Genomic DNA, 21,307 nt, shown 5'->3' with positions numbered 1-21,307 from the left:
TGTCGGGCCGTTTGACACGCGCCTGACACAGGCACAGGTTGAAGTAATCAGCAGCAGCAAGAATCAACAGTCAGAGAGGAATTCATGAGTGCAATCGTAGATATCATCGGTCGCGAGGTTCTCGACTCGCGCGGCAACCCCACCGTCGAATGCGACGTGCTGCTGGAATCGGGCGTGATGGGCCGCGCCGCGGTGCCGTCGGGCGCATCGACCGGTTCGCGCGAAGCCATCGAACTGCGTGACGGCGACAAGTCGCGCTACCTGGGCAAGGGCGTGCTGAAGGCCGTCGAGCACATCAACACCGAAATCTCCGAAGCCATCATGGGCCTGGACGCCTCCGAGCAGGCCTTCCTGGACCGCACCCTGATCGACCTCGACGGCACCGAGAACAAGGGCCGCCTGGGCGCCAACGCCATGCTGGCGGTGTCGATGGCCGTGGCCAAGGCCGCCGCTGAAGAAGCCGGCCTGCCGCTGTACCGCTACTTCGGCGGCTCGGGCGCGATGCAACTGCCGGTGCCGATGATGAACATCGTCAACGGCGGCGCGCACGCCAACAACAGCCTGGACATCCAGGAATTCATGGTCATGCCGGTGTCGCAGACCAGCTTCCGCGAAGCGCTGCGTTGCGGCGCCGAAATCTTCCACGCGCTGAAGAAGATCCTGGCCGACAAGGGCATGTCCACCGCGGTGGGCGACGAGGGCGGCTTCGCGCCGAACTTCTCGTCCAACGAGGAATGCCTGAACACCATCGTGCAAGCCATCGAGAAGGCCGGCTACCGCGCCGGTGAAGACGTGCTGCTGGCGCTGGACTGCGCCGCCAGCGAGTTCTACCACGAAGGCGAAGGCGTGTACCAGCTGGAAGGCGAAGGCCTGAAGCTGACCTCGACCCAGTTCGCCGACTACCTGGCCAACCTGTGCGACAAGTTCCCGATCGTGTCGATCGAGGACGGCATGGCCGAAGGCGACTGGGACGGCTGGAAGACGCTGACCGACAAGCTGGGCAAGCGCGTGCAGCTGGTGGGAGACGACCTGTTCGTCACCAACACCAAGATCCTGAAGGAAGGCATCGAGAAGGGCATCGGCAACTCGATCCTGATCAAGATCAACCAGATCGGCACCCTGACCGAAACCTTCGCCGCCATCGAGATGGCCAAGCGCGCCGGCTATACCGCCGTGATCTCGCACCGCTCGGGCGAAACCGAAGACAGCACCATTGCCGACATCGCCGTGGGCACCAACGCCGGCCAGATCAAGACCGGCTCGCTGTCGCGCTCGGACCGCATGGCCAAGTACAATCAGCTGCTGCGCATCGAGGAAGACCTCGGCGATATCGCCAGCTACCCGGGCAAGGGCGCGTTCTACAACCTGCGCTGAACCTTGCCCGTCGTGCCCGTTAGCGCATTAGTGCGTTAGTGCGGCATGACGTGATGGCTGTGAAAAGGCGGTGGCACGGATAACATCCGGCCACCGCCGTTTTTGTATCGAAATCTGCCTGGCAATTGCCTTCCGGGCCGACTTCGCAGATCATTGTGCGGAATTTCTCGTCCGCAACCTTTCATGCGTCTGATTTCGCTGCTGTTGTTCGTGCTGCTGCTCGCGGTCCAGTATCCGCTCTGGCTGGGCAAGGGTGGCTGGCTGCGCGTCTGGGACCTGAACCGCCAGCTGACCGAGCAAGGTACCCGCAACCAGACGCTCAAGCTGCGCAATGCCAAGCTGGAAGGGGAAGTTGCCGACCTGCAGGACGGCACCGGCGCGATCGAGGAACGTGCGCGCTATGAGCTGGGCATGGTGAGGGAAGGCGAGGTGTTCGTGCAGTTCGTGGCACCGGCTCCCAAGGTCAGCGCCACGCCGCCGCTGCCGCCGCCGGCGAACTCCGTCGCCGGGCGCGGCGGACACTGATCAACGTTCTGCTTCCTGCCCGGCGGCACCGTGGCCGTCACCACCAGTACGGATAGCCGCCCCAGTAGCCGGGCATTCCCACGCTGACGCCGCCACCCCAGTGGCCGCCCCCCCATCCTCCGTAAAACAGGTTCCAGCTGGTATTGGGATAGGCATATGCCGCACGCGCATAGGCCTCGGCCTGTTGCTGCCGCGCGATGGCGTCGGCCTGCTCGCGCAGCACCTCCTGGTTCAGGGCATCGAGCTTTTGCCGTGCTTCGGGCGTCAGCCGGGCGGGCGGCATGGCATTCGGGGCGAGCCGCGCCGTCGGGGGCGAGCCGTTGGCGTCGCGCGGGATCTGCGCGCAGCCGGTGGCCAGCAGCAGGGCGACTGCCGCGGCCAAAACAAAAGCGCCACGCAAGCAGCCGCGCGTGGCGGCCGCTGTCGTGGCGCCGGATTCTGGTAACGGGAGGGAGGCTTCGGCGTTCATGACGGTCCTCAGGCTCACGGCTCGCGGGTATAGCGATCGTACAGCCGTTGGACCGGGCGGCGCGCCGGATGTTTCCATTTCGCCGCTCCCTGCCGCTCCCTGCCGCTCCCGCCACGGGCCGAGCCGAGGAATGCCGCCTCAGTGGTGCTGGTGCGCGCCGGCCCCGGCGCCGGTGGCGATGTGCGTGGCCGAGAACAGCTGGGCGCAGTCGACCGGGTCAAATTCATAGCGCTGGCCGCAGAAATCGCAATGGATCTCCACGTTGCCGCGCTCGGCGATGATGCCCTCGATCTCTTCACGCCCCAGCGACTGCAGCATGCCCGCCACCTTGGGCCGCGAGCACGAGCAATGGAAATGCGGCGTCATCGGCTCAAACACGCGCAGGCCGGCGTCCTGCAGGTCTTCCCAGAACAGGCGGCGCAGCAGCGTCTCGGGCGATTCGGCCAGCAGTTCCTCGGCCTTGAGCGTGGAGCCCAGCTGCACCGCGCGATCCCAGGTATCCAGGTCCTGGGCCCTGGCATGGCTGGCCAGCGGCGCGCCGGTTTCGCCTACGTCGGCGGTGCCGCCGTAGGAGGGCAGCTTCTGCAGCAGCATGCCGGCGGCCACGCGATCGTCGGCGGCCAGCCACAGGCGCGTGTCGAGCTGCTCGGAGGCCTTCATGTAGTGCTCCAGCACCGCACTGATCGACGGCAGCGGACCGTGCTCGTCCGCCAGCGGCACGATGCCCTGGTACGGCTGCTGTCCCGGCAGCTTGTCCTTGGGGTCGAGCGTGATGGCAAAGCGGCCGTGGCCGTGCGCATGGACCAGGTCGGCCAGCGTGGCGTCGTCGGCAATCTCGGCGCCCTCGGCCAGCTTGGCGGTGGCCCGCATCGACAGGTCGGACAGGCATTCCACCACCAGCATCCGCACCGGGCCGTCGCCGTGCAGCTGCATCACCAGCGCGCCGTTGAACTTCAGGTTGGCTGACAGCAGTGCCGCGGCGGCCATCATCTCGCCCAGCAGCCGGCGCACCGGCGTGGGGTAGCGGTGGCGGCCCAGCACTTCCTGCCAGGTGGCTTCCATGCGCACCAGTTCGCCGCGCACCGGGGCGGCGTCGAACAGGAACTTCTGCAGGGTGTCGGGGGTGGTGGGGGTAGTCTGAGTCACGTTGTCTGTCGAGTAATGCGATGGACGCGGTCGCGGCTGCGTTCAGCCGATCCGCTTGAGCTGTTGCTTGTACATGGCCTGCCGCGAGGCGTAGGTTTCGGCGTTGCGATAGAGGTTGGCGACGTCCTCATCCGTCAGCTGCCGCACCACCTTGGCCGGCGCGCCCAGGATCAGCGAGCGGTCCGGGAAGACCTTGCCCTCGGTGACCACGGCGCCCGCGCCCACCAGGCATTCCTTGCCGATCACGGCACGGTTCAGCACCACGGCCTGGATGCCGATCAGCGAGCCTTCGCCGACAGTGCAGCCATGCAGCATGGCCTGGTGGCCGATCGAAACCTTGTCGCCCAGGGTCAGCGGGCAGCCCGGGTCGGTGTGCAGCACCGCGCCCTCCTGGATATTGGTGTCATGCCCCACCATGATCGGCTCGTTGTCGCCGCGGATCACGACACCGGGCCAGGCGCTGGCGCGGGACTTGAGGGTCACGTTGCCGATGACGGTGGCTTCCGGGGCCACGTAGGCTTCGCTGTCGATATTGGGCTTGACGTCGCCGAGCTGGTAAAGCGCCATGAGGTCTCCTGCACGAAAGGCTTTTGTTGAAGTGGGGGTTGCCGCCGGACTTTAAAGAGTCAGCGGGTCTGTGGGGAACTGCATGGCCAGGCACAAGGGTGGGTGCCGGCGAGGCCCTACAATGGCGGCAGTCCGGATTTTACGCTCATGCCAGAAAAAACTCCCGCCGCCGCTTTGCCTGATCCGTCACTTTCGCCGCGCCATCGCGCGCTGGCGGTGCTGTGCATGACCGATCCGCGCGAAAAGGCCGGCGCCGCGCGCGCGTTGTACCGCGATGCCATGGCGCTGTCCGATGCGGCGCTGCATGCGGACGAGGCGATCGATGCCGGCGCGGGCCATACCATCCCGGGACGTCCGGCACGGCCGGTACTGGTGGCGCCGCAGGGCGTCGAACGGCGCCGCTCGCTGCATACGCCCGCCGGCCGCGCGGCGATGATCCACGCGCTGTGCCATATCGAATTCAACGCTATCAACCTCGCGCTGGATGCGGTGTGGCGCTTCTCCGGCATGCCGCCGGCCTACTACCGCGACTGGTTGCGCGTGGCCGACGAAGAGGCGCTGCATTTCACGCTGCTGGCCGGGCATCTGGGCACACTGGGTGCGGCCTACGGCGATTTTCCCGCGCACAACAGCCTGTGGGAGATGACCGACAAGACCGCCGGCGACGTGCTGGCGCGCATGGCGCTGGTGCCGCGCACGCTGGAAGCGCGCGGGCTCGATGCCTCGCCGCCGGTGCGCGCCAGGCTGGCCGGCGCCGGGGATCATGCCGCCGCGGCGATCATCGATATCATCCTGCGCGACGAGGTCGGCCATGTTGCGATCGGCAACCACTGGTACCGCTGGCTGTGCGCGCAGCGCAAGCTGGAGCCGGTTGCTACCTATGCGCGACTGGCCGAGCAGTACCGTGCGCCGAAGCTGCGCGGGCCATTCAACCTCGATGCTCGGCGCGCGGCCGGGTTTGATGAGGATGAGCTGGCCTGGCTGGAAGCGTCGGCTGGCTAGGCCGACTGCCGGCGCTGCGCCGCCCGCTCTTCCTCCAGTAAGCGCAGCACCCGCCGCTGTATCTTCCCGGTGGTCGTCATCGGCAACTGGTCGATAAACTCGATCGCCTTCGGATACTCGTACGGCGCCAGCTGCCCGCGCACATGCGCCTGCAGTTCCGCCACCAGCGCCGCGTCGGCGTCGAATGAGCGCGCCACCGCCGGCGTCAGCACCACGAAGGCCTTGACCACCGCGCCGCGCTCGGGATCGGGCGAGGGCACCACGGCGCAGTTGGACACCGCCGGATGCCTGAGCAGGCAGTTCTCGATCTCGCTCGGCCCGATGCGGTAGCCCGAGGATTTGAACACATCGTCGGCACGGCCCTGGTACCACAGGTAGCCGTCGGCATCGATGCGCGCGAGGTCGCCGGTGCGGCACCAGCGCAGGCCGTCGCGCTCGACGTACTTGCCCGCGGTCGCCGCCTCGTTCTTCCAGTAGCCGAGGAAGAACACCGGGTCCGGATGCCCGGCGCTATCGGTGGCGCAGACCGCAACTTCGCCGTCCTCGCCCGGCGCGCAGGGGCGGCCTTCTTCGTCGATCACCTGCACGCGATGGCCGGGGTAGGGGCGTCCCATCGAGCCGGGCCGCGCCGGCCAGCCCAGGCGCTCGTCGTCGTTCTGCGCGGTGCAGTTGCCGACGATGTAGTTGATCTCGGTCTGGCCGAACATCTCGTTGACGATCACGCCAAGGGCGTCGCGGCACCAGCCGAACACGGTCTCGCCAACCGCTTCGCCGGCGCTCATCAAGGCGCGCAACCTGATGTCGTAGCGCTGCCGCGGCTCGGGGCAGGCCTTCATCATCTGCTTGAGCGCGGTGGGGAACAGGAAGGTGTTGGTGACGGCGTAGCGCTCGAGCAGCTCGAAGGCGCGCTCGGCGGAGAAGCGGCCCTGGTAGCCGACGATGGGCTTGCCGAAGTACAGCGCCGGCATCAGCGCATCCCACAGCCCGCCGGTCCAGGCCCAGTCGGCCGGGCTCCAGAACACGTCGGCGTCCTGCGGATACCAGTTCTGCGAGCAGACAAAGCCGGTCAGGTTGCCGACCAGCGCGCGGTGCGGGATCAGCGCGCCCTTGGGCGGGCCGGTGGTGCCGCTGGTGTAGATCAGCACGGCGGCCTCGCCGGCCTTGGTCTCTTCGGCGGTGAAGGTGGGCAGCTGCGCGGCCAGCAGAACGTCCCAGTCATGGTCGCCGCGGCCATGCGCATCGCCGGCGGCGATCACGGTGGCCAGCGCCGGGCATTCCGGGCGCGCGGCGAGCACGTTGTCGATCGAGGTTTCGTCGGCAATCGCCACGCTGGCTTCGCTGTGCGCGATGCGGTAGGCCAGCGCCTCGGGCCCGAACAGCATCGACAGCGGCATCGCGATCGCGCCCAGCTGATAGATCGCCATGTGGGCGATCACGGTCTCGATCCGCTGCGGCATCACGATCGCCACCCGGTCGCCGCGCGCCACGCCCAGGTCGCGCAGCGCCGCCGAGAGCCGGTTGGCTTCGGCCTGGATGTAGGAGAAGGTATGCGCGTTGCGCCGGCCGTCTTCGTGCTCGGTATAGACGGCGATGCGGTCCATGGTTGCCGGATCGCGCGCCCAGCGGCCGCAGCAGGCTTCGGCAATGTTGAAGTTCGGGGGGATTTCCCAGCGGAAGGATTCGTACAGCGCGCGGTAGTCGTCGCGCCGGCTTGCCGGCAAGGCAGCTGCGGCCATCCAAGGTCTCCTGAAGGTCTGCTGTCCGTTCGCCCTGCGCGGCAAGCTGCAAATGGCGCTGGCCGCTATAATGCCAACAAGCGAACGATCGTTCTATTTTGTCGAGGCTTCCCTTCGCCAGCCCCCGCGGCAGGAAGACCCGACGCCAGGGTGGAGACAATGACAATCAAGGAAACCTCGCGGTCTGAATTTATCACGTTGCGCGGGCTGCGCTACCACGTGCGCCACTGGGGTACGCCCGGCGCGCGCAAGCTGTTCATGCTGCATGGCTGGATGGATGTGGCCGCCTCGTTCCAGTTCCTGGTCGACCACCTGCGCGGCGACTGGCACGTGATCGCTCCCGACTGGCGCGGGTTTGGCGAGACCGACTGGCCTTCGCGCTATCCCGGCACGCAGTCGTACTGGTTCCCGGACTACATCGCCGACATGGAGGCGCTGCTCGACCACTACCAGCCGGAAGGGCAGGTGGACCTGCTCGGCCACAGCATGGGCGCCAACGTGATCTGCCTGTATGCCGGCATCCGCCCCGAACGCGTGCGCCGCGTGGTGGACCTGGAAGGCTTCGGCATGACGGCGACACGGCCGGCGCATGCCCCCAAACGCTACGCGCGCTGGCTGGACGAGTTGCGCATTGGCGCCGAGCTGAAGACCTACGACAGTGTCGACGGCGTCGCCGCGCGCCTGCAGAAGACCAACCCGCGCCTGCCCGACGACCGCGCCGCGTTCCTGGCCGCGCACTGGTCGCGCCGCAATGCCGACGGCCGCTGGGAAATCCTGGGCGACCCGGCGCACAAGCTGGTCAATCCGTTGCTGTACCGGCTCGATGAAGTGATGGCGATCTGGGAGCAGGTCAGCGCGCCGGTGTTGCATGTCGAGGCGCGCGATTCGGAGACGCTGCGCCATATCGCCCACAAGCAGGGCATCGACGAGTTCAAGGAGCGCTTCCGCGCCTTCCGCGATTTCCGCGAGGCCGTGATCGATGACGCCGGCCACATGCTGCACCATGACCAGCCGGCCGCGGTGGCCGAGCTGGTCGAGTCGTTCTGCCGCTAGGGACGGCGCCCGCGTTCAGGCGTGGGTGAGCTTTTCCTTCAGCGCGGCGTTGTTGCTGGTGTGGACATGCACCAGCGCCTTCTCCGGGAAGGCGTAGTGATACGCCTTGCGCAGCGCCAGCGCGGCTTCGTGGAAGCCTGACAAGATCAGCTTCTGCTTGTTGGGATAGAAGGCGATATCGCCCGCGGCGAAAATGCCGCGGCGCGAGCTTTCATACGTGGTGGTGTCGACCAGGATGCGGCCGGCACGCATGTCCATGTCCCATTGCGCGATCGGGCCGGGTTCGGACACCAGGCCGTACAGCGCCACCAGCTCATCGGCGGGCAGCATCTGGCTGCCGTCGCGGGTGCGCACTTCCACTTCGGCCAGTGCATCGCCGTCGGTGCGCAGGGTGCCGAGCATGCCGACCACGAAATCCATCTCGCCGGCCGCCACCGCGGCGCGCATCTCGGCCACGGTGCCATCGGCGGCGCGGAAGCCCTCGCGCCGGTGCAGCAGCGTCACGCGCGCGGCCACCTTGCGCAGCGCCAGCGCCCAGTCCAGCGCCGAATCGCCGCCGCCGGCGACGATCACGCGCTTGCCGGCAAAGCGCGATACATCGCGCACGGCGTAGTGCACGTGGCGATCTTCCAGCGCCGCGGCCTCGGGCAGCGCCACGCGCTGCGGCGCGAACGCGCCCGCGCCGGAGCAGACCAGCACCGCCGCGACATCGAAGCGCTTGCCGCCATCGGTGGTGACCAGCATGCGCTGGTGCGCCGGATGGCCGTCCTGCGCTGGGGCGCCGGGGATTTCGGACACGCTTTCGGCGCGCTGGCCGAAATGCATCGGGAAGGCGAACGGCTCGCACTGCTCCAGCAGCCGGTCCACCAGTTCCTGCGCCAGGCAGCCGGGCACGGCCGGGATGTCGTAGATCGGCTTCTCGGGATACAGCTCGGTGCACTGGCCGCCGGCGCGGTCGAGCACGTCGATCAGTTCACATTTGAGGCCGAGCACGCCGGCCTGGAAGGCGGCGAACAGCCCGACCGGGCCGGCGCCCACGATCAGGACGTCAGTGGTGGTGACGGCGGACGTGGTCGCGGCGGTGGTGGCGTCGGTAGACATGGTGGGCAAGGCGGGCACGGACGGCCCGCGGAAGATGGTGCAAAGCCCGACTATACCCCGCGCCAGCCCGTTTCCCGGCGACGCCAGCGTTGCCGGCAGGGCTTTGCCATGGGCGCCGGACCACCTCCGGCAGGCCGCCGGCGCCACGCTGGCAAAGGGCGATCGGAGTAGAATGAGCCCCATGCAAAACGCCCACGCCATCAACGCCGACCTGCACTGCCATTCCACCGTGTCCGACGGCACGCTGTCGCCCCGCGCGGTGGCTGAGATCGCGCGCGATGCGGGCGTCCAGTACTGGGCGCTGACCGACCACGACGAGGTCGGCGGGCAGGCCGCGGCGCGCGCCGCGGCCGAAGAATTCGGCATGCGCTATGTGCCCGGCGTGGAGATATCGGTGACGTGGGCCGGGCAGACCGTGCATGTGGTCGGCCTGCAGATCGACCCGTTCTGTCCCGAGCTGATCGATGGCCTGACCGACACCCGTTCGGGACGTGCCCGGCGTGCGCGCGACATCGCCGAGGCGCTGGCCAGGGTCGGCATCGAAGGCGCCTACGCGGGCGCGCTGAAGTACGTTGGCAATCCCGACCTGATCTCGCGCACCCATTTCGCGCGCTGGCTGGTTGACCAGGGCCACTGCGCAACCATCGGCGACGTGTTCAGCGAATACCTGTCGGAAGGCCGGCCCGGCTATGTCGGCCATCGCTGGGCCAGCCTGTCCGAAGCCGTGGGCTGGATCCGCACCGCCGGCGGCATCGCCGTGATGGCGCACCCAGGCCGCTACCACTACACCGACACCCAGCACGATGCCCTGTTCGACGAGTTCAAGTCGCTCGGCGGCGGCGCCGTCGAGGTCGTGACCGGCAGCCACACGCCGGACCAGTACCGCCGCTATGCCGAGGTGGCGCGCCACTACGGGCTGCTGGCCTCGCGCGGCTCGGATTTCCACGGACCCGGCGAAGGCCGGGTCGAACTCGGCACGCTGCCGCCGCTGCCGTCCACGGTCACGCCGGTCTGGCACGACTGGTAACCAGCCAGCCCAACGAAAAGCAAAACCAAAGGCGCCCTGCATGTCCCAGTACTTCGAGATCCATCCGCTCAACCCGCAGTCGCGCCTGATCAAGCAGGCCGCGCAGATCCTGCAGAAGGGCGGACTGATCGCGCTGCCGACCGATTCCAGCTACGCGCTCGCCTGCCAGCTCGACGACAAGCACGCGGTCGAGCGCCTGCGCCGGCTGCGCGGCATCGACGATCGCCACCACCTGACGCTGATGTGCCGCGATCTGTCCGAACTGGGCAACTTCGCTCGCGTCGACAACCGCCAGTACCGCTGGATCAAGGGCGCCACGCCCGGGCCGTACGTCTTTATCCTGGAAGCCACCAAGGAAGTGCCGCGGCGCCTGTCGCACCCGGCGCGCAAGACCATCGGCGTACGCGTGCCCGACCACGCCATCCCGCTGGCGCTGCTGGGCGAAGCGGGCGAGCCGCTGATCTCGGCCACGCTGCAGGTGCCCGGCGACGACGAGCCGCTCAACGATCCGGCGGAAATCCGCGCCCGGCTGGAGAAGCAGCTCGACCTGGTGGTCTGCGGCGGCCCGGCGCCGGCGCAGCCGACCACGGTGATCGACCTGACCAGCGGCGAGCCCGAGCTGGTGCGCGCCGGCCGCGGCGACATCTCGCGCTTCGGGCTCTGAACCCGGGCTCTGAACCCGGGCTCTGGACTTCGGGCGCCAGGCCCGCGGTGCGCCGCCGCCACAGGTGCGCCGCCGTGCGCCTGGCAAGCCGGCGGCCCGTTACAATAGCCGACATGGATTCCTCCCTTATCCAGACCTTCGCGGTCTATGCCCTGCCGGTGCTGTTCGCCATCACGCTGCACGAGGCGTCGCACGGTTATGTGGCCAAAGTATTCGGCGATAACACGGCCTATTCGCTCGGGCGCGTCAGCGTGAACCCGATCCGCCATATCGACCCGATCGGCACCATCGCGGTGCCGCTGCTGCTCTACATCATGACCAGCGGCCAGTTCGTGTTTGGCTATGCCAAGCCGGTGCCGGTGGTGTTCGAGCGCCTGCGCAATCCGCGCTGGCATGGCATGTGGGTGGCGCTGGCAGGCCCCGCCAGCAACGTGGTGCAGGCCTTCGTCTGGGTGCTGCTGGCGATCGGCCTGACGTGGGCCGGCGTGCGCGAACCCTTCTTTGGCGAAATGGCGCTGGCCGGCGTGCGCGTCAACCTGGTGGTGGCCGCCTTCAACCTGTTCCCGGTGCCGCCGCTGGACGGCGGCCGCGTGCTGACCGCACTGCTGCCGCAGGGCGTGGCGCGCGCGGTGTCGCGCATCGAGCCCTACGGGATTTTCGTGGTGCTGGCGCTGGTCGCCGCGGGCGTGATCACCACTATCTGGATGACGCCGGTAGTCAACGTGCTGATGTCGCTGATCGAGCTGATGCTGCGCCCGGTCGTGATGCTGCTGCACTGACGGGGGCGCCATGAGCGACGTTCCAGCGCCGCATGCCGGCCTGTCCGCACCTTCCGCCTGGGTCACCCGCTGGGCGCACCTGCTGCGTCCCGGTGCCCGCGTGCTTGATCTGGCCTGTGGCAGCGGCCGCCATGCCGCCTGGCTGGCCGCGCGCGGGCATGCGGTGCTGGCAGTTGACCGCGATGCCGCCGCCATTGCCGCGCTGCCGTCCGGCGTGACCGGGCGCGTGGCCGACCTGGAGCAGGGGGCCTGGCCGCTGGCCGACGAGGCGCCGTTCGACGCCATCGTCGTCACCAACTACCTGCACCGGCCGCTGTGGCCGCACCTGGCCGCGGCGCTGGCGCCGGGCGGGGTGTGGCTCTACGAGACCTTCGCGGCGGGCAACGAGACCGTCGGCAAGCCGTCGCGGCCCGACTTTCTGCTCCGTCCCGGAGAGTTGCTCGATGTGGCGCGCACGCATGGACTGCGCGTCATCGCCTATGAAGACGGCGTGCAGGAAGTGCCGAAAACGGCCTTCGTGCAGCGCCTGTGTGCGGTGCGCGAGGCCGCCGCCGTGCCGGATGCGGCCACCCCGGCACGCTACCGCCTGGACCCCTGAAAGCGCGTGTGCGCTGTCGGCGAGAATGCGCTGCACACGTTGAAACAGTTGGTATCAACCCCGAGTCATCCTGCCTGCCGCCGGCGGTCGAAGCCGCCTGCGGTTCCGGTACAATCCCGTTATTCGCATCCCGAATTCCTTAACGTTATGACACAGATTACCGGCAGCATCGTCGCCATCGTCACTCCGATGCATGAGGACGGAAGCCTGGACTTCCCGGCCCTGCGCGCACTGGTCGACTGGCACGTCGCCGAGGGTACCGACGCCATCGTGATCGTCGGCACGACCGGTGAATCCCCGACGGTTTCCGTCGAGGAGCACTGCGAGCTGATCCGCGTGGCCGTGGAACAGGCCGGCAAGCGCATCCCGATCATCGCGGGCACCGGCGGCAACTCCACTAAGGAGGCCATCGAGCTGACCGCCTTCGCCAAGAAGGTGGGTGCCGACGCATCGCTGCAGGTCGTGCCGTACTACAACAAGCCGACCCAGGAAGGCATGTACCGCCATTTCCGCACAATCGCGGAAGCGGTGGAGCTGCCGGTGCTGCTGTACAACGTGCCGGGCCGCACCGTTGCCGACATGAGCAACGACACCATCCTGCGCCTGGCGCAGGTGCCGGGCATCGTCGGCGTCAAGGAAGCCACGGGCAATATCGACCGGGCCGCGCAGCTGATCAACGACGCGCCGGAAAGCTTTGCCATCTACAGCGGCGACGATCCCACCGCGGTCGCGCTGATCCTGCTGGGCGGCAAGGGCAATATCTCGGTCACTGCGAACGTGGCCCCGCGCAAGATGCACGAGATGTGCGCGGCGGCACTGAAGGGCGACGTCGTCACCGCGCGCCGCCTGCACATGGAACTGATCGGACTGAACAAGGCCATGTTCGTCGAAGCCAATCCGATCCCGGTGAAGTGGGCCCTGCAGCAGATGGGCAAGATGGAAGGCGGCATCCGCCTGCCGCTGACCCCGCTGTCGGAATCCAACCACGAAACCGTACGCAAGGCACTGGCCGCCGCCGGCCTGCTGGCCTGATTTACCGCGGCGTCTTGCTGTCGCTCCCTCAACTAGGATTGCGTGTCAATGAAATCGAAGCTTAACCGCCGCGGCGCGACGCAAGTCCGCCGCGCCGCCCTGGTTGTGCCCGTGCTGGCCGCGGGCGTGATCACCGGCTGCAGCAGCCTCAACGAAGCGATGCAGCCCGACAAGATCGACTACAAGTCGTCGGCGTCGAAGCGCACCCCTACGCTGGACATCCCGCCCGACCTGACCAAGCTGGAAGGCGACCGCCGCTACTCGGTGCCCGATGCCAACGGCACTTCGACGCTGTCGACCTATAGCCAGGCGACCAAGGTGCGCGAGCAATCCCCGACCGAGAACGTACTCCCCTCGGCGCAGGGCATCCGCATGGAGCGCGACGGCAACACGCGCTGGCTGGTGATCAGCAACGGCATGCGCGGCGACCAGCTGTGGCAGCAACTGCGTGGTTTCTGGCAGGAAAGCGGTTTCCTGCTGGTGCAGGACTCGCCCGAGACCGGCATCATGGAGACCGACTGGGCCGAGAACCGCGCCAAGATCCCGCAGGACATCATCCGCAATACCATCGGCAAGGTGTTCGACGGCCTGTACTCGACCTCCGAGCGCGACAAGTTCCGCACCCGCGTCGAGCGTGCGCAGAACGGCACGCTGGAAGTGTTCATCAGCCACCGCGGCGCGCAGGAGCAACTGACCGGCATCGACAAGTCCAGCACCGTCTGGACCCCGCGGCCGGCCGATCCCGAGCTGGAAGCCGAGTTCCTGTCGCGCCTGGCGCAACGCCTGGGCGTGCAGAAGGAACAGGCCGACCGCATGGCCAAGAATCCGGCGGCGGCCGGCAGCAGCGCCGCGACGGCCGATGCGGCCGCGGCTGGCGCAGCCGGTGCTACGGCTGCCGCAGCCGGCGGCGCTGCACAGAAGTCTTACCTGGCCCAGGTCAATGGCGCCCCGGCGCTGCAATTGCCGGAGCCATTCGATCGCGCCTGGCGCTCGGTCGGCCTGTCGCTGGATCGCGTCAACTTCACCATCGAAGACCGCGACCGTGCCCAGGGCCTGTACTACGTGCGCTACGTGGATCCGCGCACCAACGTCGACAACCGTGGCTTCTTCTCCAAGCTGTTCACCAAGCCGGATGATCCCAAGACCGCCAAGAAATACCGCGTGGCGCTCAAGGGTACCGGCAGCGGCACGCTGGTGACGGTGCTCAACGATGCCGGCCAGCCTGAGAACGGCGAAATCGGCAAGCGCATCCTGTCGCTGCTCGACGAGCAACTGCACTGAGCCGGCGGTGACCGGCTCAACCACCGGCCGTTCTGGCCGGCCTGCCAACTGCACGGCGGGGAGGGCGTGGCCATGATGCGCTTCGCCTTCCTCGGCAGCGGCAGCGAGGGCAACTCGCTGCTGATCGAATCCCGCGAAGACACCACCACCACGCGCGTGCTGCTTGATTGCGGCTTCGGCATCCGCGAGACCGCGCGGCGCCTGGAGCGGCTTGGCGTCACGCCGGACCAACTCGACGCCGTGCTGGTCACGCACGAGCATGGCGACCATGTCGGCTCGGCCTACGCCTTTGCGGCACGGCACCGGCTGGCGGTCCACACCAGCCACGGCACCTGGCTGGCGACCTCGCATATGCGTGGCGCCGACCTTGCCGATGTGCGCGTCTGCGGCGCAGACCACGCCTTTGCCATTGGCGGCATCCAGGTAATGCCATACACGGTCCCGCACGACGCGCGCGAGCCGCTGCAGTTCGTGCTGTCCGATGGGCAGTCGCGCCTGGGCGTGCTGACCGACGCGGGCATGGAAACGCCCTATGTGACGGCGCGCCTCTCAGGTGTCGATGCGCTGGTGCTGGAGTGCAATCACGACCGCGAGATGCTGCGCAACTCGGTCTACCCGGCGTCGCTGAAGCGGCGGATTGGCGGTGACTTCGGCCATCTGGCCAATGAGGTGGCGGCGAGCATCCTGGGGCAGGTCGCGCATGCCGGCCTGAACCGCGTCGTGGCGGCACACCTGAGCAAGCAGAACAACACGCGTGAGCTGGCAACGGGCGCGCTGGCTGCGGCGCTGGGCGCGTTGCCTTCGGAAGTGTTGGTAGCCGATCAGGAAATGGGGCTGGACTGGCAAGCGGTGCGTGCCTGAACCGAGCACGACGCGCCTTGCGGCGCCCAATAAAAAAAACCGGCCCGAAGGCCGGTTTTTTTGTCGGTCGAAACCGATTACTGCTTGGCAGCCGGAGCCGAAGCGTCAGCAGCCGGAGCCGAGGCTTCAGCAGCCGGGGCCGAGGCGTCAGCAGCGGCAGCAGCCGGGGCTTCAGCAGCGGGAGCCGAAGCTTCAGCAGCCGGAGCGGCGGCAGCCGGAGCAGCCGTGTCAGCGGCCGGAGCAGCCGGTTCTTCCTTCTTGCCGCAAGCGGCGAGAGCAACAGCGGCCAGCAGCGATGCGATCAGGAGAGACTTCTTCATTGTTCGTCCTTTAACTTGTAATAACGGAAAACAGGCGATGAATAATTACCGGTAATTATCGCTCTTGAACTGCAAAATAGAGGCCCTCCCGGGTGCCGACATATGCAGTGGTCCACAGTACTAGCCAGCCAACGATTATATCCGCGTTTTCCCGGCTTGTGTAGCGCCGAAATTTACTGAATTGCAATGTTACGCATTATTACAGCCGGGGTCCCAATTGTAGCCATCCCTCCTGTGTCCAGTGATGAAAAGTCTCCATCAGGTCAGGAAGAACGGCACATGCGGCAACATCATCGCCACTAAGGTGGCGATTATCGGCCAGCTTCTTCAGCCAGGGCATCAATTCGGCCGGCGGCTCGTAGGCTTCCCCATTGAGGAAGAAATTGTTCCGGTCGTAAAGTGCAATCGAGGCGGGTGCAAGAACGACGCCATGCTGGGCCGCAAGTTTCTCATAACGGCGCTGCGGCAGGTCGGATATCTCCGCGAATTCGACCCCGGGTTTCGGTTCTGACAGATGGGAGCCAAGAAATTCCGACACCATCTGCGAATTCCATTGCAGCGCCTTGAGCCGCTCGGCCACGGCCTTGGCCATACCGGCGGGCAGTTGCGCGGGCTTCGTCGCCGCACGTTCGCCGGCATCGGCGTAGCGCCCGCCCAGGTCTTCGTTGTCCTCCACCGTCTCGGACAGCCACGCCAGGAAGTGACCCGCCAGTTCGCGGTAGGCCGGCGCGCGGAAGCCGATCGAGCAGGTCATGCATTCGCCTTCGGCGACGCCGTCGTGGGCGTATTGCGGCGGCAGGTACAGCATGTCGCCCGGCTCCAGCACCCATTCCTCCTCGGCGCTGAAATCGGCAAGGATCTTCAGCGGCATGTCCGGGACCAGCTCCAGGCTGGTCTGCGACGAGATGCGCCAGCGGCGCCGGCCCGAGACTTGCAGCAGGAATACGTCGTAGGAATCGAAGTGCGGACCGACGCCGCCGCCATCGGACGCGTAGCTGATCATCAGGTCGTCCAGGCGCGCGTCGGGCACGAAGCGGAAGCGGCCCATCAGCTCGGCCGCTGCGGCATCGTGCAGGTTCACGCCCTGCACCAGTAAAGTCCACTGGCGGGTCTTGACGGCGGGGAGGTTTTCGCGCGCAAATGGACCATGTTCGAGCTTCCAGCGATTGCGGAAGTGCGTCACCAGGCGCGATTCGACTTCGTCGCGATCGGCAAGGTCGAAAAGCGCATCGCGCGACACAGGCGGCACGATTCCGGGTACCGCCTGTCGAATCAGCAGTGGCTTGCGGTGCCAGACATCCCGCATGAATGCAGCCGGCGTCATGCCACCAAGCAGGTCGAGCGGAGTGTCTGGATCGACGGGGCCAGGGGGCAGGGCCTGTGCGTATAATGCGGAATCGTTCATGGAGTCAAGAATTGAAAATCGCTAAGAACACGGTAGTGTCCGTGATGTACAAGCTGTCGGACGCGCAAGGCAATCTGATCGAAGAGTCAGATGAAGCCATGGTCTATTTGCACGGCGGGTATGATGGCACGTTCCCCAAGATCGAGGAAGCGCTCGACGGCCATGACACCGGCTTCGAGACCCAGCTGCAGCTCGAGCCCGAAGATGCCTTCGGCGACTACGATGCCGAACTCGTCAAGGTCGAGCCGCGCGATCGCTTCCCCGAGCCTCTGGAAGTCGGCATGCAGTTCGAAGGCATGCCCGAGGACGGCGATGAAGAAGACTCCGTCATCTACACCGTGACCGACGTGGCCGAAGACAAGGTGGTGCTGGATGGCAACCATCCGCTGGCCGGCATGGCGCTGCGCTTCTGGCTGAAGGTCTCGGAAGTGCGCGAGGCCACCGCCGAGGAAATCGAGCACGGCCACGCCCACGGCGCCTCGGGTATCGAGGTGGTGGACGAGGACGAGGACGACGATACCCCGCGCACGCTGCACTGATCCCGCGCCCTCCGTGGCCCATGAAGGAAGCCGGCCTAGCCGGCTTTTTTCATGGGCGTTTTGCATGGGCGTGGCACCGCGGCTCAGGGCGTGGCCGGCGCGTCCCGGAGCGAAACCGAGAACGGCGCCGCCGCGTTCGGCGTGATCACCAGCTCGGTCCATTGCGCCACCGTATTGTCCGGCAGCGAAACCCGCGTGAAATTCTGCAGCACCTTGCCGGCGTTGTCGCGCAGCGGCTTGTCGATGCCGAAGCCACTCTCGCCGGCATGCACCAGCAGCACCTGGCCGGGAAAGCGCGCGCTCAGGTCGCGCAGCTGGCGCTTGAATTCCAGGTAGCCGTCGCGCGTGCGGTGGCGCATGAACCCGTCCAGCAGCGTCGGGCGGCCTTTCTTCTCCCAGCCGTTGGCGAAGTGCGGGTCGGCATGGGCCACCACGACGATGCCATTCATGTCGCGCTGCCGCGCCAGCGAGAACGCGCGTGCCAGCCACTGGCGGTTAGCCTCGCGCCGGTCTTCGAACTCGCTGTTGCGCCCGCCCTCGTTGCGGTAGTGGTTGTTGTCGCCAGGCACGTTCAGGCCGACGATCAGGATGTCGCCGAGCACGAAACGCGCGTTCTCGCGGAAGGTGCGGAACAGGGCCTGGTCGGACTGCCGCACCACCGGGCGCGGATGCTGTCCCAGCGTGGCGTCCTCGGGGAAGAACAGCTCGCGCAGGCGGTTCAGCCGCTCGACCGAGTCGAACTTGCCGTTGACCGGGAGCCGGCATTCGGCCCAGTCGGTTTCGCCCGGCACGTAGAGCAGCGGCAACGGCGACTGCGCCAGCAGCTGCTGGCGGCTCGTCAGGATGGCGTCGCTGCAGGATTCGGTATCGCCCTTGATGCCGCCGGCGTGGATCACCAGGTCGAGCCTGCGTTCGGCAAAGCTGTCGAGCAGTGCGGTGGCGTTGGCCTCGGCGGCAGGCCATTGCGGCAGGTCGGCGATCAGCGCGACGCGCATCACCTTCGGCTTGGGCGCGGCCTTGCCCCCGCGGCCGGCGGGTGCCGGCCATGCGGTACTGGCCGCGCACAGCAGCAATGCCGCGGCTAGGATGCGGCCGGCGTGCCGGCGCCTGGCGTTCATGCCGTACCGACCGCCTCGCCTGCAAGCGACTTGAGCCGGTACAGCGCATCGAGCGCGGCACGCGGCGTCAGGCTGTCCGGGTCCAGGTCGGCCAGCGTGTCGATCAGCGCGGCATGCTCCGGAGCCAGTGCGGCCCGCTGCGGCGTGGCCGGGGCATGGCTTTCGCCCTTGTCGTCATCGTCGTCATCGGTGTCCGGCAGCGTCGGCGCCGCGAACAGGTCGAGCTGCGGCGTCGGCGTGGCATCGGCCGATTGCTGCTCCAGCCATGCCAGGTGCTTGCGCGCGGCGCGGATCACCGGCTGCGGCACGCCGGCCAGCTGCGCCACCTGCAGGCCATAGCTCTGGCTGGCGGGGCCATCCTGCACCGCATGCAGGAATACGATGCCATCACCGTGCTCGACCGCGGACAGGTGCACGTTGGCGGCCTGCGGGAATTCCTGCGGCAACTGCGTCAGCTCGAAATAGTGCGTCGCGAACAGCGTATGGCTGCGGTTGTGCGACAGCAGGTGGCGCGCGATCGCCCACGCCAGCGCCAGCCCGTCGAAGGTGGACGTGCCGCGGCCGATCTCGTCCATCAGCACCAGCGAAGACGGCGTGGCGTGGTGCAGGATGCCGGCGGCTTCGGTCATTTCCACCATGAAGGTGGAGCGCCCGCCGGCCAGGTCGTCAGCCGCGCCGATGCGGGTAAAGATGCGGTCGATCGGGCCGATCACGGCCCGCCGCGCCGGCACGTAGGCGCCCACGCAGGCCAGCAGCACGATCAGCGCGGTCTGGCGCATGAAGGTCGACTTGCCGCCCATGTTGGGGCCGGTGATCAGCAGCAGCTTGCGCGCTTCGTTGAGCTGGCAGTCGTTGGCGATAAACGCCACCGATTCCGCTGCCAGCTGGCCTTCCACGACCGGGTGGCGGCCCTGCACGATGTCGACCACGTTCTCGCGCACACGCTCGGGCGCGGACCAGTCCAGCGTCTGCGCGCGCTCGGCCAGCGCCGCCAGCACATCGAGGCGCGCCAGCGCGCCGGCCACGCGCTGCAGCTCGCCGATATGCGGCAGCAGTGCCTGCAACAGGCCATCGTAAAGCTGCTTCTCGCGCGCGAGCGCGCGGTCCTGCGCCGACAGCGCCTTGTCCTCGAACGACTTCAGCTCGGGCGTGATATAGCGCTCGGCATTCTTCAGCGTCTGGCGGCGGCGGTAGTCGTCGGGCACCTTGTCGGCCTGGCCGTTGGTGACCTCGATATAGAACCCATGCACGCGGTTGAACTCGACGCGCAGGTTGGCGATGCCGGTGCGCGTGCGTTCGCGCGCTTCCAGGTCGATCAGGAACTGGCCGCAGTTCTCGGAGATATCGCGCAGCTCGTCCAGGTCGGTGTCGTAGCCGCGTGCGATCACGCCGCCGTCGCGCACCACGGTCGCGGGTTCCTCGGCGACCGCGCGCACCAGCAGGTCCAGCGACGCCTGCGGTACGGCCAGGTCCTGCAGAGTCTGCGCCAGCAGCGCGCTGTCCTGTTCGTCGCGGATGCAGGCCTGCACGTCGGGCAGTGCGCGCAGCGTGTCGCGCAGCGAGGACAGGTCGCGCGGGCGCGCGCTCAGCAGTGCCAGGCGCGAGGTGATGCGCTCGACGTCGGCCAGCCGGCGCAGCGCGGCGCGCAGCGTATCGGTACCCTGGTCGATCAGCGCGCCGATGGCCTGTTGCCGCGCCTGCGGCACGGCCGGGTCGCGCAGCGGATGGTGCAGCCAGTGGCGCAGCGCGCGGCTGCCCATCGTGGTGCAGCAGGTATCCAGCAGCGAGAACAGCGTCGGCGACTCGCCGCCGCGCAGCGTCTCGGTCAGTTCCAGGTTGCGGCGCGTGGCCGAATCCAGGCCGATGTATTCCGACTCGCGCTCTACCTTCAGGCCCTGCACGTGGCGCAGCGACTGGCCCTGCGTGGTGGCTGCGTAGTTCAGCAGCGCGCCGGCGGCGCCGATCGCCGCGCCCAGACCGGCACAGCCAAACGGATCGAGGCTCGCCACGCCCAGCTGCTCGCGCAGCCGGCGCGAGCCCGCATCCTGGTCGAAATGCCATTCGGGCAGGCGCGTGCGCGCGCAGGCCAGCGCCGGCAGGTCGATGCCGTCGGCATAGAGCAGTTCGGCCGGGCGGATGCGCTCAAGCTCGCGGCCCAGTTGCGCCACCTCGCACTCCATCAGGCGCAGTTCGCCGCTGGCCAGGTTCAGCCACGCCAGCCCGGTCTTGCTGATGCCGCGGCGCGTGGTCTGCTGGTGCACCGCCATCAGGAAAGTGTCGACCTTGTCCGGCAGCAGCGCCGCGTCGGTCAGCGTGCCCGGCGTGACGATGCGCACCACCTTGCGCTCTACCGGTCCCTTGCTGGTGGCGGGATCGCCGATCTGCTCGCAGATGGCCACCGACTCGCCGAGCTTTACCAGCCGTGCCAGGTATTGGTCCGCCGAATGGAAGGGAATGCCGGCCATCCGGATCGGCACGCCATTCGAGGCGCCGCGCGCGGTCAGCGTGATGTCGAGCAGGCGCGCGGCCTTTTCGGCGTCGTCGTGGAACAGCTCGTAGAAGTCACCCATGCGATAGAACAGCAGGGTGTCGGGGTGGTCTGCCTTGATGCGAAGGTATTGCTGCATCATTGGCGTGTGGCGGCTGCCTGCGGCGTCTGCCTGTGCCTGTTCAGGGTCGGTTTTCTTCTGCAATCCCATTGCCATTTAGC

The 21,307-nt window shown here is 67.5% G+C and carries 21 protein-coding genes; 12 read left to right on the top strand and 9 right to left on the bottom strand.

Annotated elements, in window-relative coordinates; translation table 11 throughout:
* Positions 1–84: 84 nt before the first annotated feature.
* Complete coding sequence (eno, locus tag IPF36_RS19445) at positions 85–1,374, top strand: phosphopyruvate hydratase (RefSeq protein WP_133097518.1); 1,290 nt, start codon at positions 85–87, stop codon at positions 1,372–1,374.
* A gap of 183 nt (positions 1,375–1,557) precedes the next feature.
* Positions 1,558–1,899 carry a cell division protein FtsB gene (gene ftsB / locus IPF36_RS19440; RefSeq protein ID WP_029046895.1) on the top strand — a complete coding sequence of 114 codons (342 nt, stop codon included), beginning with the start codon at positions 1,558–1,560 and terminating at the stop codon, positions 1,897–1,899.
* Positions 1,900–1,936: 37 nt separating this feature from the next.
* On the opposite strand, the gene IPF36_RS19435 is transcribed toward ftsB, so the two are convergent.
* From IPF36_RS19435 to IPF36_RS19425, 3 genes are all read right to left on the bottom strand, one after another.
* Entirely contained in the window at positions 1,937–2,368 is a 432-nt protein-coding gene (locus tag IPF36_RS19435; protein WP_135704950.1) for a hypothetical protein, read from the bottom strand.
* 138 nt (positions 2,369–2,506) lie between these two features.
* Entirely contained in the window at positions 2,507–3,514 is a 1,008-nt protein-coding gene (locus IPF36_RS19430; RefSeq protein ID WP_133097516.1) for an Hsp33 family molecular chaperone HslO, read from the bottom strand.
* Positions 3,515–3,556: 42 nt separating this feature from the next.
* Entirely contained in the window at positions 3,557–4,081 is a 525-nt protein-coding gene (locus IPF36_RS19425) for a gamma carbonic anhydrase family protein (RefSeq protein ID WP_135704951.1), read from the bottom strand.
* Between the two features lie 147 nt (positions 4,082–4,228).
* Between IPF36_RS19425 and IPF36_RS19420 the strand changes: the two genes are divergently transcribed.
* The gene (locus IPF36_RS19420; protein WP_135704952.1) at positions 4,229–5,083 is read left to right on the top strand and encodes a ferritin-like domain-containing protein; all 855 of its coding nucleotides are present in this window, start codon (positions 4,229–4,231) and stop codon (positions 5,081–5,083) included.
* Here IPF36_RS19420 and IPF36_RS19415 read toward each other — a convergent pair.
* Positions 5,080–6,819 (bottom strand): acyl-CoA synthetase, encoded by a 1,740-nt coding sequence (locus IPF36_RS19415; RefSeq protein ID WP_135704953.1) that lies wholly within the window; start codon positions 6,817–6,819, stop codon positions 5,080–5,082. The genes IPF36_RS19420 and IPF36_RS19415 overlap by 4 nt on opposite strands.
* A 159-nt stretch (positions 6,820–6,978) precedes the next feature.
* Between IPF36_RS19415 and IPF36_RS19410 the strand changes: the two genes are divergently transcribed.
* Positions 6,979–7,872 (top strand): alpha/beta fold hydrolase, encoded by an 894-nt coding sequence (locus IPF36_RS19410; RefSeq protein WP_135704954.1) that lies wholly within the window; start codon positions 6,979–6,981, stop codon positions 7,870–7,872.
* 15 nt (positions 7,873–7,887) lie between these two features.
* On the opposite strand, the gene IPF36_RS19405 is transcribed toward IPF36_RS19410, so the two are convergent.
* Positions 7,888–8,973, bottom strand: coding sequence for an NAD(P)/FAD-dependent oxidoreductase (locus IPF36_RS19405; RefSeq protein WP_135704955.1), 1,086 nt, complete (start codon positions 8,971–8,973; stop codon positions 7,888–7,890).
* 181 nt (positions 8,974–9,154) lie between these two features.
* Here IPF36_RS19405 and IPF36_RS19400 point away from each other — a divergent pair, with 181 nt between their 5' ends.
* The 7 genes from IPF36_RS19400 (at position 9,155) to IPF36_RS19370 (ending at position 15,215) form a co-directional block, all read left to right on the top strand.
* Positions 9,155–10,000, top strand: coding sequence for a 3',5'-nucleoside bisphosphate phosphatase (locus IPF36_RS19400; protein WP_133097511.1), 846 nt, complete (start codon positions 9,155–9,157; stop codon positions 9,998–10,000).
* Between the two features lie 40 nt (positions 10,001–10,040).
* Positions 10,041–10,664 carry an L-threonylcarbamoyladenylate synthase gene (locus IPF36_RS19395; protein ID WP_133097510.1) on the top strand — a complete coding sequence of 208 codons (624 nt, stop codon included), beginning with the start codon at positions 10,041–10,043 and terminating at the stop codon, positions 10,662–10,664.
* Between the two features lie 113 nt (positions 10,665–10,777).
* Positions 10,778–11,443, top strand: a complete 666-nt coding sequence (locus tag IPF36_RS19390; RefSeq protein ID WP_133097509.1) for a site-2 protease family protein — start codon at positions 10,778–10,780, stop codon at positions 11,441–11,443.
* A 10-nt stretch (positions 11,444–11,453) separates the two neighbouring features.
* The gene (locus IPF36_RS19385) at positions 11,454–12,041 is read left to right on the top strand and encodes a bifunctional 2-polyprenyl-6-hydroxyphenol methylase/3-demethylubiquinol 3-O-methyltransferase UbiG (RefSeq protein WP_133097508.1); all 588 of its coding nucleotides are present in this window, start codon (positions 11,454–11,456) and stop codon (positions 12,039–12,041) included.
* Positions 12,042–12,188: 147 nt separating this feature from the next.
* Positions 12,189–13,073, top strand: coding sequence for a 4-hydroxy-tetrahydrodipicolinate synthase (gene dapA / locus IPF36_RS19380; RefSeq protein ID WP_133097507.1), 885 nt, complete (start codon positions 12,189–12,191; stop codon positions 13,071–13,073).
* Between the two features lie 48 nt (positions 13,074–13,121).
* Complete coding sequence (bamC, locus tag IPF36_RS19375; protein WP_133097506.1) at positions 13,122–14,354, top strand: outer membrane protein assembly factor BamC; 1,233 nt, start codon at positions 13,122–13,124, stop codon at positions 14,352–14,354.
* A gap of 72 nt (positions 14,355–14,426) precedes the next feature.
* Positions 14,427–15,215 (top strand): MBL fold metallo-hydrolase, encoded by a 789-nt coding sequence (locus tag IPF36_RS19370; RefSeq protein WP_133097505.1) that lies wholly within the window; start codon positions 14,427–14,429, stop codon positions 15,213–15,215.
* A gap of 77 nt (positions 15,216–15,292) precedes the next feature.
* Here IPF36_RS19370 and IPF36_RS34750 read toward each other — a convergent pair whose 3' ends face one another.
* Together IPF36_RS34750 and IPF36_RS19365 are read right to left on the bottom strand one after the other, a co-directional pair.
* Positions 15,293–15,535: a hypothetical protein gene (locus IPF36_RS34750; protein WP_084402413.1), complete on the bottom strand. Its 243-nt coding sequence runs from the start codon at positions 15,533–15,535 to the stop codon at positions 15,293–15,295.
* Between the two features lie 199 nt (positions 15,536–15,734).
* Positions 15,735–16,940 (bottom strand): cupin domain-containing protein, encoded by a 1,206-nt coding sequence (locus IPF36_RS19365; RefSeq protein ID WP_195429607.1) that lies wholly within the window; start codon positions 16,938–16,940, stop codon positions 15,735–15,737.
* Positions 16,941–16,951: 11 nt separating this feature from the next.
* Between IPF36_RS19365 and IPF36_RS19360 the strand changes: the two genes are divergently transcribed.
* Positions 16,952–17,479 carry a peptidylprolyl isomerase gene (locus IPF36_RS19360; RefSeq protein ID WP_029046911.1) on the top strand — a complete coding sequence of 176 codons (528 nt, stop codon included), beginning with the start codon at positions 16,952–16,954 and terminating at the stop codon, positions 17,477–17,479.
* Between the two features lie 83 nt (positions 17,480–17,562).
* Here the strand turns inward: IPF36_RS19360 and IPF36_RS19355 are convergent, their stop codons facing one another.
* Positions 17,563–18,597 (bottom strand): metallophosphoesterase, encoded by a 1,035-nt coding sequence (locus IPF36_RS19355; protein WP_135704956.1) that lies wholly within the window; start codon positions 18,595–18,597, stop codon positions 17,563–17,565.
* Complete coding sequence (gene mutS, locus IPF36_RS19350) at positions 18,594–21,296, bottom strand: DNA mismatch repair protein MutS (RefSeq protein WP_133097536.1); 2,703 nt, start codon at positions 21,294–21,296, stop codon at positions 18,594–18,596. Before mutS ends, IPF36_RS19355 begins: the two co-directional genes overlap by 4 nt.
* Positions 21,297–21,307 lie beyond the last annotated feature (11 nt).

The organism is Cupriavidus sp. IK-TO18, from assembly GCF_015549295.1.
Lineage (GTDB): Bacteria > Pseudomonadota > Gammaproteobacteria > Burkholderiales > Burkholderiaceae > Cupriavidus > Cupriavidus oxalaticus_A.
The sequence above is the reverse complement of the archived record's forward strand: the minus strand, read 5'-3'. Positions and strand labels throughout refer to the sequence as shown.

Bases quoted from the DNA above. Each gene is read 5' to 3' on its own strand.
- IPF36_RS19420 (WP_135704952.1), top strand. From the start codon at position 4,229: ATGCCAGAAAAAACTCCCGCCGCCGCTTTGCCTGATCCGTCACTTTCG.
- IPF36_RS19425 (WP_135704951.1), bottom strand. From the start codon at position 4,081: ATGGCGCTTTACCAGCTCGGCGACGTCAAGCCCAATATCGACAGCGAA.
- dapA (WP_133097507.1), top strand. From the start codon at position 12,189: ATGACACAGATTACCGGCAGCATCGTCGCCATCGTCACTCCGATGCAT.
- bamC (WP_133097506.1), top strand. From the start codon at position 13,122: ATGAAATCGAAGCTTAACCGCCGCGGCGCGACGCAAGTCCGCCGCGCC.
- IPF36_RS19395 (WP_133097510.1), top strand. From the start codon at position 10,041: ATGTCCCAGTACTTCGAGATCCATCCGCTCAACCCGCAGTCGCGCCTG.
- IPF36_RS19435 (WP_135704950.1), bottom strand. From the start codon at position 2,368: ATGAACGCCGAAGCCTCCCTCCCGTTACCAGAATCCGGCGCCACGACA.
- ftsB (WP_029046895.1), top strand. From the start codon at position 1,558: ATGCGTCTGATTTCGCTGCTGTTGTTCGTGCTGCTGCTCGCGGTCCAG.
- IPF36_RS19400 (WP_133097511.1), top strand. From the start codon at position 9,155: ATGCAAAACGCCCACGCCATCAACGCCGACCTGCACTGCCATTCCACC.
- IPF36_RS19410 (WP_135704954.1), top strand. From the start codon at position 6,979: ATGACAATCAAGGAAACCTCGCGGTCTGAATTTATCACGTTGCGCGGG.
- IPF36_RS19365 (WP_195429607.1), bottom strand. From the start codon at position 16,940: ATGAACGATTCCGCATTATACGCACAGGCCCTGCCCCCTGGCCCCGTC.
- IPF36_RS19415 (WP_135704953.1), bottom strand. From the start codon at position 6,819: ATGGCCGCAGCTGCCTTGCCGGCAAGCCGGCGCGACGACTACCGCGCG.
- IPF36_RS19405 (WP_135704955.1), bottom strand. From the start codon at position 8,973: ATGTCTACCGACGCCACCACCGCCGCGACCACGTCCGCCGTCACCACC.
- eno (WP_133097518.1), top strand. From the start codon at position 85: ATGAGTGCAATCGTAGATATCATCGGTCGCGAGGTTCTCGACTCGCGC.
- mutS (WP_133097536.1), bottom strand. From the start codon at position 21,296: ATGGGATTGCAGAAGAAAACCGACCCTGAACAGGCACAGGCAGACGCC.
- IPF36_RS19370 (WP_133097505.1), top strand. From the start codon at position 14,427: ATGATGCGCTTCGCCTTCCTCGGCAGCGGCAGCGAGGGCAACTCGCTG.
- IPF36_RS19390 (WP_133097509.1), top strand. From the start codon at position 10,778: ATGGATTCCTCCCTTATCCAGACCTTCGCGGTCTATGCCCTGCCGGTG.
- IPF36_RS19385 (WP_133097508.1), top strand. From the start codon at position 11,454: ATGAGCGACGTTCCAGCGCCGCATGCCGGCCTGTCCGCACCTTCCGCC.
- IPF36_RS19355 (WP_135704956.1), bottom strand. From the start codon at position 18,597: ATGAACGCCAGGCGCCGGCACGCCGGCCGCATCCTAGCCGCGGCATTG.
- IPF36_RS34750 (WP_084402413.1), bottom strand. From the start codon at position 15,535: ATGAAGAAGTCTCTCCTGATCGCATCGCTGCTGGCCGCTGTTGCTCTC.